Raw genomic sequence first — 13,811 nt, forward strand, 5'->3', positions numbered from 1 at the left:
TAAAGGAAAACATCATGGATTTCGATTTCACCGATGACCAGGAACAGCTGCGCGATGCCGTACGCAAATGGGTGGACAAAGGCTACGACTTTGAGCGCCGCCGCGGCATCGCCAAAGCGGGCGGCTTCTCACGCGAGGCTTATAGCCAGATCGCCGAGCTGGGACTGACCGGCCTCTACATTCCCGAAGCCGACGGCGGCCTGGGCATGGGCCCCGTCGAGGGCATGGTGGTGATGGAAGAGCTGGGGCGTGGCATTGTGCTGGAGCCTTTTGCCCAGGCGCTGATTGCGGGCGGAGTGCTCTCCGGCTACGCGTCCGAAGCCGTCAAAGCCGCCTGGCTGCCGAAAATCGCCTCAGGTGAGGCCCTGGTGGTGCTGGCTTACCAAGAGCGCGCGGCACGTTACGACTTTGAAAAATGTGAAGCAAAAGCGGCCCTAGCCCAAGAAAAATGGGCGCTTACCGCTACAAAAAGCATAGTACCAGCGGGCGACCAGGCTGATGCCTTTATCGTGCCGGCCATGGCCAACGGCAAGCTGGCGCTGTTCCTCGTTGATCGCACAGCGGCGGGTGTAACGACCCGCGGCTACGGCACGCAGGACGGCGGACGCGCGGCTGAAGTGGCGCTGAAGAATGCTCCCGCCTCTTTGATCACCCTGGACGGCCTTACTGCCTTGGCCCACGCCGTCGACATCGGCGTCGCCGCAACCTGCGCTGAAGCCGTGGGCGTAATGGATAAAACGCTGGCCATCACCGTCGAATACATGAACACCCGCAAGCAGTTCGGCGTGGCCATCAGCAGCTTCCAGGCCTTGCGCCACCGCGTGGCCGACATGAAGATGCAGCTGGAGTTGGCGCGCTCGATGAGCTATTACGCCTCGCTCAAGCTCAATGCACCCGCCGACGAACGCGCCCGGGCGCTGGCACGCGCCAAATACCAGCTCGGCGTGTCGATGCGCTTTGTGGGCCAGCAGGCGGTGCAGCTGCACGGCGGCATCGGCGTGACCGACGAGTACATCGTGAGCCACTACTTCAAGAAGCTGACGCAGCTGGAAATGACCTTTGGCGACACGCTGCACCACCTGGGCGAGGTGTCGAGCCGGATGCAGGAGACGGCCGGCGTATTTGCCTAAGCCGCAAAAGGATCAGGCGGATCAGGCGCCTGGTGGCCGAAGCCGCAAAGCCGGCTCGTCGGGTTCGGCAAAAAGGCGAAGCGTGACGGCGACACTGACAATCGATGTCATCGTGACCGATATCGCCACCCACGGTCGGAGTTGCCTATACAACCCATCATCGCCGAACACGCGGGCGTAGTAGTCTGGGCTGAAAAGCATGAAGCCGTTCGGAGCGAAAAAGGTGATGATGGGGGTCGGCACAGGCGCCAGCAGGACAGCAACCACTAAACCCAATACAACTGCGGCGGGCCGCGACGAAAGGCCCCGACGCTTCATACCCCTGCCCGTGAGAAACGCTGCCGCAAACACTGGCAACGAAAGTGCCGCCCATACCAAAATCAAAACCGCGACTTTGGCGATTAGTTCAAAAGAAGGCATTTGAAGGAGGCCCGACAGGTACTTGGAGTGAGGGCCTTTTCCAGCGCACGTCTCGTCTCAAGGCGCTCGGAATCCCTCAGGCATGCAAGCGCGACGTCTTCGGAATATGCGCCATCAAAAACTCCATCTGGTCCGCCAAAATGCGGCGGTTGCGCAGGATGAAGTCTTCCCAGAGGCTGGGCACATAGGGCGTGTACAGCAGCGGCATGTGGGCCTGCTCGGGCGTGCGGCTGCTTTTGCGGTGGTTGCAGGCGCGGCAGGCCGTCACCACGTTCATCCAGGTGTCTATGCCTTTTTGCGCAAACGGAATGATGTGCTCGCGCGTCAGGTCTTCTTCGTGGAAGTGCCCGCCGCAGTAAGCGCATACATTGCGGTCGCGGGCAAACAGCTTGCCATTGGTCAGGCCCGGTTTCAGGTCGAACGGGTTGATGTTCGGCACACCCTTGGTGCCGATGATGCTGTTGACGGTGATGATGGACTGTTCGCCCGTGATGGCGTTGTGGCCGCCATGGAAGGTGACAACCCGCGCGCCCATCTCCCAGCGCACCTCGTCAGCCGCGTAATGCAACACGGCTTGTTCAAGGCTGATCCAGGATTGCGGCAATCCCTGGGCTGAGAGCTTCAAGACCTTCAAAACGAACCTCCATCATGGTGGGCACCGGGTAAAAACGCGGCGCTCGGCTGGCTGAACGGGCTGACTGTGTATCAATATACAGTGAAATCATGGCAAACAGGTTCAAATCCCCCATAAACCACGTTAAGCCCCCGTTGAGCCGGGCTCAAGCGCTATAAAAACGATAATTGCCCCATGAAAATTTTCCGCGGCTACCACCATCCCCAGCTCGCGGCGCACTGCGCCCTGACCATCGGCAACTTTGATGGTGTGCACCGCGGCCACCAGGCCATGCTGGCGCTGCTAAGAAATGAGGCGCAGCACCGCGGCGTGCCTAGTTGCGTCATGAGCTTCGAGCCCCATCCGCGGGACTATTTCGCTGGCGCGGCCCGCAAGCCCGAGCTGGCCCCCGCGCGCATCGCCACGCTGCGCGACAAGCTCACCGAGCTGGCCCGCTGCGGCATCGACCAGTGCGTGGTTCTGCCCTTTAACGCCCGGCTGGCCTCACAACCGGCCGAGATGTTTATCGAGGAAGTGTTGCTCAAAGGACTGGGCGTGCAGTACGTGCTGGTGGGCGACGACTTCCGTTTTGGCGCCAAGCGGGTGGGCGACTACGCCATGCTGGACGCCGCCGGCGAGCGTCTGGGCTTTGACGTGGCGCGCATGAACAGCTATGAGGTGCACGGCACCCGGGTGTCGAGCTCTGCTGTGCGCGAGGCGCTGGCCGAAGGCCGGATGGACAGGGTAGCCGCCCTGCTGGGGCGGCCCTACAGCATCTCTGGCCACGTCGTGCATGGCCGAAAACTGGGGCGCGACCTGGGGTTTCGCACACTCAACCTGCGGTTTTCCCACTGGAAACCGGCCGCCAGCGGGATTTTTGCGGTGCAGGTGCATGGCCTGGCCGACCAGCCTATCCCCGGCGTAGCCAACCTCGGCATACGGCCCTCGCTGGATCCGGCCGACGTCAACGGCGGGCGCGTGCTGCTGGAGACGCATTGCCTCGAATGGCCCGCCAGCCTTGGCCCCGAGGGGGCATACGGTAAAATCATCCGCGTGGAACTGCTTCATAAACTGCACGACGAACTGAAGTACGACAGCCTGGACAGCCTGAAAACGGGCATCGCCAAGGACTGCGATGAGGCGCGGGCGTTTTTTGCCCAGGCGCCGCAGGCGTTTTCGGCCGCCATGCACACGGAAACCAGCCGCCAGACCACGCGCGACCGAATTTAGACGATCTCGTCGCCTCTGACCTCGCCTTGACTGTCTTCCACCTGGCGAGCGGCTTACCTCCCCACCGTATTTCCGGCGGCTCCGGCCTTTTCAGGCCACCCCATCGCCTTAACAAAAAAGCACCCCATGTCCGAGACCAAGACCGATTACCGCAGCACCCTGAACCTGCCCGACACGCCCTTCCCTATGCGCGGCGACCTGCCCAAGCGCGAAGCCGGCTGGGCCAAAGAGTGGGACGAGAAAGGCATCTACAAAAAGCTGCGCGACGTGCGTGCGGGGAAGCCGAAGTTCGTGCTGCATGACGGCCCGCCCTACGCCAACGGCAAGATCCACATCGGCCACGCGGTCAACAAGGTCCTCAAAGACATGATCGTCAAGGCGCGCCAGCTCAAGGGCATGGATGCGATCTACGTACCCGGCTGGGACTGCCACGGTCTGCCGATCGAAAACGCGATCGAGAAACTGCACGGGCGCAACCTGCCGCGCGATGAGGTGCAGGCCAAAAGCCGCGCCTTCGCGACCGAGCAGATTGAAGGCCAGCGGGCTGACTTCAAGCGCCTGGGTGTGCTCGGCGAATGGGACAACCCCTACCGCACCATGGACTTCGCCAACGAAGCCAATGAAATCCGCGCGCTCAAACGCATCATGGAACGCGGCTTTGTCTACCGCGGCCTGAAGCCCGTGTACTGGTGCTTTGACTGCGGCTCGTCGCTGGCCGAGTTTGAGATCGAATACGCCGACAAAAAATCGCAGACGCTGGACGTCGGCTTCAAATGCGCCGAGCCGCAAAAGCTGGCGCTGGCTTTCGGCCAGGCCACGCTGCGCAAAGATGCCTTTGCCGTCATCTGGACGACGACCGCATGGACCATCCCCGCCAACCAGGCGCTGAACCTGAATCCCGAGCTCGAGTACTCGCTGGTGGACACCGAGCGCGGCCTGCTGGTGCTGGCATCGGTGCTGGTCGAAAAGTGCCTGGAGCGCTTTCAGCTGGAGGGCCGCGTCATCGCCGTCACCAAGGGGCAAAACCTCGAGAAGATCAACTTCGAGCACCCGTTCTACGATGTTGATGCCGGCTACAAACGCTTCAGCCCGGTCTTCCTGGCCGACTATGCCACGGCCGACGACGGCACGGGTATCGTGCATTCGTCGCCCGCTTACGGTGTAGAGGATTTCAACTCCTGCGTGGCCAACGGTATTGCCTATGACGACATCCTGAACCCGGTGCAAGGCAACGGCCGCTATGTCGATGAGCTGCCGATGTTCGGTGGCCTCAATATCTGGAAGGCCGCGCCGCTGGTCATTGATAAGCTCCGCGAGCACGGGCGCCTGTTTGCCACGCAAGGCATCCTGCACAGCTACCCGCACTGCTGGCGCCACAAGACGCCGGTGATCTACCGCGCGGCGGCCCAGTGGTTTGTGCGCATGGACGAAGGCGAAGGCGTCTTCACCAAAGACAAGGCGCCGCAAACCCTGCGCAAGCTGGCCCTGGCGGCCATTGAAGAAACCAGCTTCTACCCGGAAAACGGAAAAGTCCGCCTGCGCGACATGATCGCCGGCCGTCCCGACTGGTGTATCAGCCGCCAGCGCAACTGGGGCGTGCCCCTGCCTTTCTTCATCCACACCGCCACCGGCGAGCTGCATCCGCGCACCATGGAGATCATGGACCAGGCCGCCAGCATGGTCGAAGCCGGCGGCATCGAAGCCTGGAGCAAGGCCACGGCCGAATCCATCATCGGCGCCGATGCGCCCGACTACATCAAGAGCACCGACATCCTCGACGTCTGGTTTGACTCGGGCACCACGCATGACCATGTGCTCCGCCACAGCCACGCCGCGCAATCGGCATGGCCGGCCGACCTGTACCTGGAAGGCCACGACCAGCACCGCGGCTGGTTCCACTCGTCGCTGCTCACCGCCTGCGCGATGTATGACCACGCGCCTTACAAGGGCCTGCTCACGCACGGCTTTACGGTCGACGGCAAGGGCCGCAAGATGAGCAAGAGCGAAGGCAATGTCGTGGTGCCGCAAGAAGTCAGCGACAAGCTGGGCGCAGAGATCATCCGTCTCTGGTGCGCCTCGACCGATTATTCGGGCGACCTGGGCATCGACGACAAAATCCTGGCCCGCGTGGTGGACGCCTACCGCCGCATCCGCAACACGCTGCGCTTTCTGATGGCCAACGTGAGCGACTTCGACCCGGCCAAAGACGCTGTGCCGTTTGAGCAGATGCTGGAAATCGACCGCTACGCGCTCAGCCGTGCATCGCAGCTGCAGGCCGACATCCTGGCGCACTACGAGGTGTATGAATTCCACCCGGTGGTCTCCAAGCTGCAGATCTATTGCAGCGAAGACCTGGGCTCTTTCTACCTCGACATCCTGAAAGACCGGCTCTACACCACCGGCCCCAAATCCTTGGCCCGCCGCAGCGCGCAGACCGCGCTCTGGCAGATCACGCACGCGATGCTGCGCTGGATGGCGCCATTCCTCAGCTTCACGGCTGAAGAAGCCTGGAAGGTGTTCGGCTCGTCCGAATCCATCTTTATGGAGACCTATGCCGAGTTCCCCGCGCCCGACGCGGCGCTGCTGGCCAAATGGTCGCGTATCCGCGAGCTGCGCGATGCGGTGAACAAGGACATCGAAGCCCTGCGCGCCGACGGCAAGGTGGGCTCGTCGCTGCAGGCCAATGTGGCGCTGGAAGTGGCCGCCGAAGACCATGCGCTGCTGGCCTCACTGGGCGAAGACCTCAAGTTCGTCTTCATCACATCTGCTATCGATTTAGTAGCGTCTCAGTCGGTTAATACGCGGGTAACAGCCAGTTCCGACACCAAATGCGAGCGCTGCTGGCACTACCGCGCCGACGTGGGCCACGACCCCGCCCACCCGACGATTTGCGGCCGCTGCACCAGCAACCTGTTCGGCGCGGGTGAAGACCGGAAATTCGCGTAAATGACCAGCCCCCACACTCACTTCGTTCCTTGCCCCCCCAGGGGGCGCTCAATGCCCTTCGGGCGGCCGGGCGGGCATTGATATGGCAAAAACCACCTTCACCCAATCCCCCAATTCGGTTCTTCCCTGGCTGGGCCTGGCGCTGATTATTCTTATCGCCGACCAGTTCACCAAGGTGCTGATCCTGGGTTACTACAGCCTGGGCGACTCCACCTATGTGACCAGCTTCTTTAACGTCGTGCGGGTTCACAACACCGGCGCAGCGTTTTCCTTCCTGGCCTCGGCCTCGGGTTGGCAGCGCTGGTTCTTCACGGCCATCGGCATTGCGGCGGCGCTGTTCATCCTGTGGCTGCTGCGCTCGCACGCGGGTCAAAAACTGTTTTCCTTCGCCCTGGCCTGCATCCTGGGCGGCGCGCTGGGCAACGTGATTGACCGCGCACTGCATGGCTATGTCGTGGATTTCCTCCAGTTCCATTGGCGCGGCTGGTACTTCCCTTCGTTCAACATTGCCGATGCAGCCATCACCATCGGCGCGGTCTGCCTCATCCTGGACGAACTGATTCGCGTGCGGCGCGCCCGATAACGGTGGCTAGACTGACGGCAGCCACCCGCTTCAAGGGTATAGTGGCTCTGACCTTATGAAGCATTTGTTGAATCTTTTGGCAGCCATTGCGCTGCTTGTATGGGGCACCCATCTCGTTCGTACCGGCATCCTGCGGGTGTTCGGTGCCAATCTGCGCCATGTGCTCGCGGTCAGCATCAGCAACCGCCTGGCCGCAGCCGTCTCGGGCATCGGCGTCACTGCCTTGGTGCAGTCCAGCACGGCCACCGCCCTCATCGTCTCCTCATTCGTTGGCCAGGGCCTTGTCACGCTGCCATTGGCACTGGCCGTCATGCTGGGCGCGGACATCGGCACCAGCCTGATGGCCGTGGTGTTCTCCTTTGACCTTTCCTGGCTCTCGCCGCTCTTCATTTTTGTGGGCGTGGTGCTGTTCATCTCACGCCAGGACACCAACGTCGGCCGTTTTGGCCGCGTGCTCATCGGCCTGGGTTTGATGTTGCTCGCGCTGCGGCTGGTCACGGACTCGACCGAAGTTCTCACGCGGGCGCCTGCGGTCAAGGCCCTGCTGGCCTCGCTCAGCAGCGACCTGCTGCTGGAGATCACCGCCGGGGCGTTCCTGGCGGTCGTGTCGTACTCGAGCCTCGCCATCGTCCTGCTCACCGCCACGCTGGCCGCCTCGGGTGTCATCCCCATCGACGTGGCGCTGGGCCTGGTGCTGGGCGCCAACCTGGGCAGCGGTCTGCTGGCTGTATTGACCACACTCCGCTCGACCGTGGAAGTGCGGCAGGTGCCTCTGGGCAACCTGGTGTTCAAGCTGCTGGGAGTCGCCATTGCCGCGCCTTTTATCGGCTTGTGGCTGCGTCACGTGCGGCCCTACCTGGGCGAGGCGGCCACCGTGGTCGTGCTGTTTCACCTGACCTTCAATCTGCTGGTGGGCACCGTCTTCATTGGCTGGACGCAGGTGATCGCGCGCTGGGTGGAAAGGCTCCTTCCCAAACCGGAAAAAAACAAGGCTCGTGGCCGCCCTCATCACCTGGACCCCTCGGCCCTGGCGACACCATCGTTAGCCATTTCGTGCGCCGCGCGTGAAGCGTTGCACCAGGCCGACGTGGTCGAAACCATGCTGCTGGGCGTGCTGGAGGTCATCAAGAACAACGACCTCAAGCTCGCAGAAGACCTGCGCAAAATGGACGATGCCGTTGACGAGCTGTATTCGTCGATCAAGTACTACCTGACCAAAATCTCGCGCGAGGCGCTGGCCGAGGAAGAAAGCCGCCGCTGGACGGACATCATCAGCTTCACCATCAACATGGAGCAGATCGGCGACATCATCGAGCGCGTGCTGATCGACATTGAAGACAAGAAGATCAAGCCGGGCCGCAATTTTTCGGAAGCCGGCATGGCCGAAATCGTCGAACTGCATGAGCGACTGGTCGACAACCTGCGCCTGGGCATGAGCGTGTTCCTGAACGGTACCGTGCGCGATGCGCAAAAACTGCTCGAGGAAAAAGCCCGCTTTCGCGATCTGGAACGGGCCTACGCCACCACCCATTTGGGCCGCCTGTCGGCCAACACGGTGCAAAGCCTGGAAACCAGTTCGCTGCACATTGACCTGATCAGCGAACTCAAGCGCATCAACTCGCACATCTGCTCGATCGCCTATCCCATCCTTGACTCGGCAGGTGCGCTGGCCCCCAACCGTTTGCGCCAGCCGGCACTGACCGACCAGGTCTGAGCAGCCGGGCAAGGCCGCTAACAGCGCCTAGGGCAAGCCCATAACGTCCGACAGGATCAACGCGGCTTCCGTTGTGAATTCACCGCGTTGCATGCCCTCCACCAGCTGGGCGGCATCCATCAGGCGAAACTGCTCCACTTCACCATCCTGGTTGTCAGGCACCATCCCCTCGGGCACGGTGCACACATACCAGTCGATGTCTTCCACCACATAACCCGCGCCGTTACCGTCAGTGGCTGGGCGCCGTGTCGTCAGGCGCCCGCCGTAACGCATGGCCTGCAACTCGGCTACGCGCAGGCCGGCTTCTTCCCAGGTCTCGCGCGACAGCGCCGTCTCCACCGTATCTGCGGCCGACACCATACCGCCCATGAGCGTGTCCCACAGGCCCGGGTCATTGGACTTGTTGAAGGCGCGCTGCTGCACCCAGAAGCGTCCGTCAGGCGCCTGCCCCACCAGATGTACCGCCAGCGTGGTAATGCCCAGGGGCCGCACGGCCGCACGCTCCACCGTGCCTTTGCGATGGCCGAACTGGTCGGGCACCGCGAGCTGTTCGTTGCGCCAGGCGCCGGCCAGGCGGGCCTCGTGCAGCGCCACCGCAATCTTGTTCAGGCTCGTCGTCACATCGCCCATCAAGCGCCAGCCCAGCCCGCCAGGGTGCTCCTCCTTGAGCAGGGGGTGGTGACCGTCTGTCATGGCATGGAGAGCCAGCTTGTGGAAGAAGCCCGGCTCCACCGAGCCGATTACCGACTCGCCGGCCCACAGCGGCACGCGTGGGCGCAGTGGCGGCTGGACCGCGCCGGCGCGCAGGGCTTGCAACCATTGGGCATCAAAAGCTGGCGGCATCATCATGCGTCCTTGGTGGCCCACGGCTGGGGCCGTGGATTGCAGGAAGGCGGGCGGACGGGCCCTCCGGGATTGTGCTGAGCAGTTTACTTCGCCGGTACGCACCGCTGCAAACCGGCCGGCAGAACAAAACGCATCTACTTCGGCGTTTATTTGCTATTTATTTAATAGCTACTCGCGCCCATCTTCATTGGGCAAAGCAGCTAATTCCCTTAGGATCCAGCGGCCAGGGCCAACAAACTAGGATTTGGTAAGCAAACCGTCCAGGCGCTTGTCCCAATGGGTGCCGGGCAAGACACTGGCCAGTTGCGCATCGCCGAGGGCGAAGGTGCTGCGCATCACCTGGGCCAGCACCGCGCGGTAGTCATGATGAGCCGGAAGGTCGCGGCCCTCATTGAGATTTCCCCGTGCCAGACCGGTCCACTGGCCGTGCCAGCGCCCACCGGCCACACGGCTGCCGATGAGCCACATGGCGTTGCCAAAGCCGTGGTCGGTGCCGCGTGTGCCGTTCTCGGCGCTGGTGCGGCCGAACTCGCTCATCACCACGATCACGTCGCCGGGCTCGGAAAAATCTTGCCGCAGTTGCGCAATCCCACGCGCCAGGTTACCGAAGTTGTTGGCCAACTGGCCGTTCACCGCGCCTTGGTTGGCATGGGTGTCCCAGCCGCCCGCTGACAGGAATCCGATGCGCAAGCGGCGGTCGTTCCGCATCAGCGTACCCAAGTGCTGCGCATCCAGCTGCAGGCCCACCGGGTCGGCGGCACCGTTGCTGGCCGCCAGCATTTGCGCGGTCTGGGCCTGTGGGCTGGCAGGCGTGCCATCGCGGTCCAGGCTTTTGTCGGCCATGCGCCGGCTGTCCTGCACCGTCTTTTCCGCAGCCATTTCCGCTCTTTGGGCTCTTTGCATCGTGAGTTCCTGCGCGCTCTGCATGCGGCTGCCTGCGCCCTGGCGAAAAGCCTCGCCGAGTTTGTCGTCGCCGGCGTAAAGGTCGAGCAAGGCCTGGCGGGTCTTGTCGTTGGCCAGCACCCCGGTACGCTCAGCCGACTGCCCACGCGGGATCAACCTGACGGCAGCCTGTCCGCCCAGGATGGCGGGGTTGGCCTCGCCAACGCCCAGTGCGGCGGCACTGTCCGGATGGGCTTTGGCCAGCGAAGCCGCGTTGTTCAACCACCCCGGCGCGCTGCTGGTTTTGCCGCTTTGCGCAATCTCCATCTGGTACTGCGCATCAAAGTGCGAGCGGTTGGGCGCCGGCAAACCCGCAGCGGGAACAAAACCCAGAACGCCCTGATGCCACAGCGGCAGCAGTGGGCTGAGCGCAGGGTGCAAGGCAAAGGTCTTGTCGAGCCGGATCGCCGTTTGCACCGTGCCGTCAGGCGCTGCGATGGCGATATTGGGGCGCATGGCGTAGTAGTCACCGTCGGCATAAGGCACGAAGGCGGAGAGGCCGTCATACGCGCCGCGCAGGAAGACGACGATCAGGCGACCACCGTCCAGGCCTGACCGGCCTGCCGGCAGGGACTGCGCCCACACGCCCGGCATACCCCACGACAGCGCGGACAGCGCGCCCAGGCCCAGCAGCTGCCGGCGCTGCAACGGTTTCGACGATGAAGCAGAGTTGCGGTTCATGGAGATCCTCACGACGGGTTATTTGCGCATGAAGTCAGGGCTGGCCAGCCTCAGCCCCGTGCGCAGTTGCACCGGTTCGCGGGCAATGCGTTCACGTGTGGCAATACTGAAGAAGGCGTCGAGGTAAGACGGCTCGGGCGTGCGCTGTGCCAATGCCATCGCGTAATCAGCACGGCGCGTCAAAGCCTCGGGCGCAAGCCAGGTACCGGCATCGGTTTTGTAGCCGTCGGGCGTTTGCCAGCCATGCATGGGTTGGCCGGCCTGCGCGAGGAAGCCCAGGGTCTGCACGATGTCGCGGCGTTCCTTCACACCACCGGCCGCCGTGAGCGCCGAGCAGGCAAAGTCCAGCGGGGTTTTGAAGAGCTGGTTACCGGGAAGCCAGAACTCTGGTGACTCCACCAACTTGCGCATCACCAAGCGAATATCACCCTGCGTGGCCGTGAAGGTGGTCGCCAGCCGCTCGACCAATGCAGGCGACGGCTTGTCGGCCACAAAGAAACTGGCCAGCCGCGTGGAGACGCGACGCGCCGTCTCGGGCCGGCGGGCCAAATAGCGGATGGCTTCCTCGCCTTCTGCAATGCCTTCACCACCAAAGGTACGGCCCAGCAGCACCTTGCTCTCCCTGTCATGAAGGCGCTCGGCAAACCGGAAACCTTCTCCGCCCTTGAGGTTGACCGTCCAGCCTGTCAGGATGCGGGCCAGTTCATGCACGTCTTTTTGCGTGTAGCCGCTGTTCACGCCCATCGTGTGAAGCTCCATCAACTCACGGGCGTAGTTTTCGTTAATGCCGCGATTGTTGCTCTGCGCCTGGTCCAGGTAGAACAGCATGGCGGGGTGCCTGGCGCTGGCCAGCAGCAGGTCTTCAAAGCGGCCCAACGCGTTGGCACGGATCACATTGGCCCCATAGTGGCCGACGAAGGGGCGCACGGAGCCTTTGCCGACAAACACGTTGAGGTGGTTGAACCAGAATTCGGTCATGCGGGCCAGCAAGGGGTTTTCCAGCGTCGGGTCGCTGCAGGCCATCAGTCGCCAGGCTGCAGCGTTTTGCGCCATCTCACGGCTGAATTTTTCAGGCCCCGCATTGGCGTCGTGCATAGCGGCGCCGGGCTTGGCATCCGGTCCGGCGTCCTCACGCCGGTTTTTGCGCGCCTCCCGTTCCGCGTGAAAGCCACGGACGATGTCGCCCAGTGGCGCATTGATCCCTGCAAGCTCGGCGGGAATGGCAGGCGGGCGGCGGCTTGCCGCGTAGGCCGCATCGATCTGCTGCAGCGCCCAGACGCGCGGCGCCGCTTCTGCAGCCTGCACGGAAGCCGGTGTAGGCGCATAACCCAGGCGGGATGCAGCACGCCACACAGCGGCGGCGTTGACTGGGGACGGTGCAGCATCGCCCTGTGCAAAGGCCGTTTGACCGGCTGAGCAAACCAGCAAAGCTGCCAGCACGCCGGCCTGGGTGATCACTGTCGCTATGGGCATGGTGTTCTCCTGCGGCCCTTTTTAACGCATCGGAGCCTCCTTGCGTTGAACGCAGCCTGCGGCTTTACACAGGTTTACCGGCAAGAGACCGGCGCGTTGGACTGGCGTGCGGGAGAACGGCCCGGCGGCCTTACAACGTGAGGATGGTGCAACCTGTGGTTTTGCGTGCCTCCAGGGCGCGGTGTGCGTCAGCCACATCGGCCAGGGCAAAGCGCTGGTCAATCGGAATCTGGACTTTGCCGCTAGTCACCATAGCGAACAGGTCATCAGCCATTTCCTGGGTGGTCTCACGGGTCGAGATGTGGGTAAAAAGCGTTGGCCTGGAAACGTACAGGGAGCCTTTGGCGGCCAGAACACCAATATCCAGCGGGGGAGTCTTGCCCGAAGCATTGCCGAAGTTGGCAAGCAAGCCAAACGGTCGCAAGCAGTCCAGCGACTTCATGAAGGTGTCCTGCCCCACCGAGTCATACACCACCTTGACGCCATTGCCACCTGTGATCTCCTTGACGCGCGCGACAAAGTCTTCCTTCGCGTAATTGATGGCGAAGGCCGCGCCTTGTGATTTGGCCAGCGCACATTTTTCATCAGAGCCGGCTGTGCCGATGAGCTGCAGGCCCATGGCTTTGGCCCACTGGCAGGCAATGAGGCCAACACCACCAGCCGCCGCATGGAAGAGCACGTAGTCACCGGGCTGCAGGCCACCCTGCGGCTGTGTGCGGCGCAGCAGGTACTGCGTGGTGAGGCCCTTGAGCATCATGGCGGCGCCGGTTTCAAACGGGATCGCATCGGGCAGCTTGCAGACGCACTTGGCCGGCATCACGCGCAGTTCGCAATAGCTGCCGGGGGGTTGGCTGGCATAGGCAGCGCGGTCGCCAGCCTTAAGGTGAGTGACACCTTCGCCTACGGCCTCGACGACACCTGAAGCCTCCATGCCGAGTTGCAACGGCATGGCAAACGGATAGACACCGCTGCGCTGATACACATCGATGTAGTTCAGGCCGATGGCCTTGTGGCGTATGCGTATTTCACCGGGTCCGGGGTCACCCACTGTCACGTCTGTCAATGTGAGCTCTTCGGGACCGCCGTGCTGGTTGATGCGTACGGCTTTGGAGGGAAAGGAGGCCATGGGGTTTTCCTTGCTAGGGTGCAGGTGGGGAAAGAAAAGGTCGGCCGCCATGGTGCCATGAATCGAAATGGACTGCCGGCATTGAGAGTTGAAGCCTTGCCAGACCG

General features: G+C 62.8%; 11 protein-coding genes. 5 read left to right on the plus strand and 6 right to left on the minus strand.

Annotated features, from left to right (window positions below; translation table 11 throughout):
* Positions 1-14: 14 nt before the first annotated feature.
* Positions 15-1,130, plus strand: coding sequence for an acyl-CoA dehydrogenase family protein (locus ACQ4MS_RS04310; RefSeq protein WP_431097964.1), 1,116 nt, complete (start codon positions 15-17; stop codon positions 1,128-1,130).
* A 21-nt stretch (positions 1,131-1,151) separates the two neighbouring features.
* Here ACQ4MS_RS04310 and ACQ4MS_RS04315 read toward each other — a convergent pair whose 3' ends face one another.
* Together ACQ4MS_RS04315 and ACQ4MS_RS04320 are read right to left on the minus strand one after the other, a co-directional pair.
* Positions 1,152-1,550, minus strand: coding sequence for a hypothetical protein (locus tag ACQ4MS_RS04315; protein WP_431097966.1), 399 nt, complete (start codon positions 1,548-1,550; stop codon positions 1,152-1,154).
* Positions 1,551-1,626: 76 nt separating this feature from the next.
* Positions 1,627-2,184 carry an HNH endonuclease gene (locus ACQ4MS_RS04320; protein WP_092128654.1) on the minus strand — a complete coding sequence of 186 codons (558 nt, stop codon included), beginning with the start codon at positions 2,182-2,184 and terminating at the stop codon, positions 1,627-1,629.
* Between the two features lie 174 nt (positions 2,185-2,358).
* Between ACQ4MS_RS04320 and ACQ4MS_RS04325 the strand changes: the two genes are divergently transcribed.
* The 4 genes from ACQ4MS_RS04325 to ACQ4MS_RS04340 all read left to right on the plus strand — a co-directional run bounded on the left by ACQ4MS_RS04325 (position 2,359) and on the right by ACQ4MS_RS04340 (position 8,636).
* Positions 2,359-3,393 (plus strand): bifunctional riboflavin kinase/FAD synthetase, encoded by a 1,035-nt coding sequence (locus ACQ4MS_RS04325; protein WP_431097967.1) that lies wholly within the window; start codon positions 2,359-2,361, stop codon positions 3,391-3,393.
* A gap of 126 nt (positions 3,394-3,519) precedes the next feature.
* A complete protein-coding gene (gene ileS / locus ACQ4MS_RS04330; protein WP_431097968.1) occupies positions 3,520-6,339 on the plus strand; it encodes an isoleucine--tRNA ligase in 2,820 nt (939 codons plus the stop codon).
* An 82-nt stretch (positions 6,340-6,421) separates the two neighbouring features.
* On the plus strand, positions 6,422-6,922 hold the full coding sequence (gene lspA, locus ACQ4MS_RS04335; protein ID WP_431097969.1) for a signal peptidase II: 501 nt from the start codon (positions 6,422-6,424) through the stop codon (positions 6,920-6,922).
* A gap of 55 nt (positions 6,923-6,977) precedes the next feature.
* On the plus strand, positions 6,978-8,636 hold the full coding sequence (locus tag ACQ4MS_RS04340; protein ID WP_431097970.1) for a Na/Pi cotransporter family protein: 1,659 nt from the start codon (positions 6,978-6,980) through the stop codon (positions 8,634-8,636).
* Positions 8,637-8,663: 27 nt separating this feature from the next.
* Here ACQ4MS_RS04340 and ACQ4MS_RS04345 read toward each other — a convergent pair whose 3' ends face one another.
* The 4 genes from ACQ4MS_RS04345 to ACQ4MS_RS04360 form a co-directional block, all read right to left on the minus strand.
* Positions 8,664-9,485, minus strand: a complete 822-nt coding sequence (locus ACQ4MS_RS04345; RefSeq protein WP_431097971.1) for an NUDIX hydrolase — start codon at positions 9,483-9,485, stop codon at positions 8,664-8,666.
* 234 nt (positions 9,486-9,719) lie between these two features.
* Positions 9,720-11,105, minus strand: a complete 1,386-nt coding sequence (locus ACQ4MS_RS04350; RefSeq protein WP_431097972.1) for a DUF1501 domain-containing protein — start codon at positions 11,103-11,105, stop codon at positions 9,720-9,722.
* A gap of 18 nt (positions 11,106-11,123) precedes the next feature.
* Positions 11,124-12,578, minus strand: a complete 1,455-nt coding sequence (locus ACQ4MS_RS04355) for a DUF1800 domain-containing protein (RefSeq protein WP_431097974.1) — start codon at positions 12,576-12,578, stop codon at positions 11,124-11,126.
* Positions 12,579-12,708: 130 nt separating this feature from the next.
* Positions 12,709-13,704, minus strand: a complete 996-nt coding sequence (locus tag ACQ4MS_RS04360; RefSeq protein ID WP_431097975.1) for a quinone oxidoreductase family protein — start codon at positions 13,702-13,704, stop codon at positions 12,709-12,711.
* Positions 13,705-13,811 lie beyond the last annotated feature (107 nt).

Origin of the sequence: Polaromonas aquatica, assembly GCF_050626995.1 — a bacterium.
GTDB lineage: Bacteria > Pseudomonadota > Gammaproteobacteria > Burkholderiales > Burkholderiaceae_C > Polaromonas > Polaromonas aquatica_A.

Coding starts and splice junctions, on each gene's coding strand:
- ACQ4MS_RS04310 (WP_431097964.1), top strand. CDS start 15: ATGGATTTCGATTTCACCGATGACCAGGAACAGCTGCGCGATGCCGTA.
- ACQ4MS_RS04315 (WP_431097966.1), bottom strand. CDS start 1,550: ATGCCTTCTTTTGAACTAATCGCCAAAGTCGCGGTTTTGATTTTGGTA.
- ACQ4MS_RS04325 (WP_431097967.1), top strand. CDS start 2,359: ATGAAAATTTTCCGCGGCTACCACCATCCCCAGCTCGCGGCGCACTGC.
- ileS (WP_431097968.1), top strand. CDS start 3,520: ATGTCCGAGACCAAGACCGATTACCGCAGCACCCTGAACCTGCCCGAC.
- lspA (WP_431097969.1), top strand. CDS start 6,422: ATGGCAAAAACCACCTTCACCCAATCCCCCAATTCGGTTCTTCCCTGG.
- ACQ4MS_RS04340 (WP_431097970.1), top strand. CDS start 6,978: ATGAAGCATTTGTTGAATCTTTTGGCAGCCATTGCGCTGCTTGTATGG.
- ACQ4MS_RS04345 (WP_431097971.1), bottom strand. CDS start 9,485: ATGATGATGCCGCCAGCTTTTGATGCCCAATGGTTGCAAGCCCTGCGC.
- ACQ4MS_RS04350 (WP_431097972.1), bottom strand. CDS start 11,105: ATGAACCGCAACTCTGCTTCATCGTCGAAACCGTTGCAGCGCCGGCAG.
- ACQ4MS_RS04355 (WP_431097974.1), bottom strand. CDS start 12,578: ATGCCCATAGCGACAGTGATCACCCAGGCCGGCGTGCTGGCAGCTTTG.
- ACQ4MS_RS04360 (WP_431097975.1), bottom strand. CDS start 13,704: ATGGCCTCCTTTCCCTCCAAAGCCGTACGCATCAACCAGCACGGCGGT.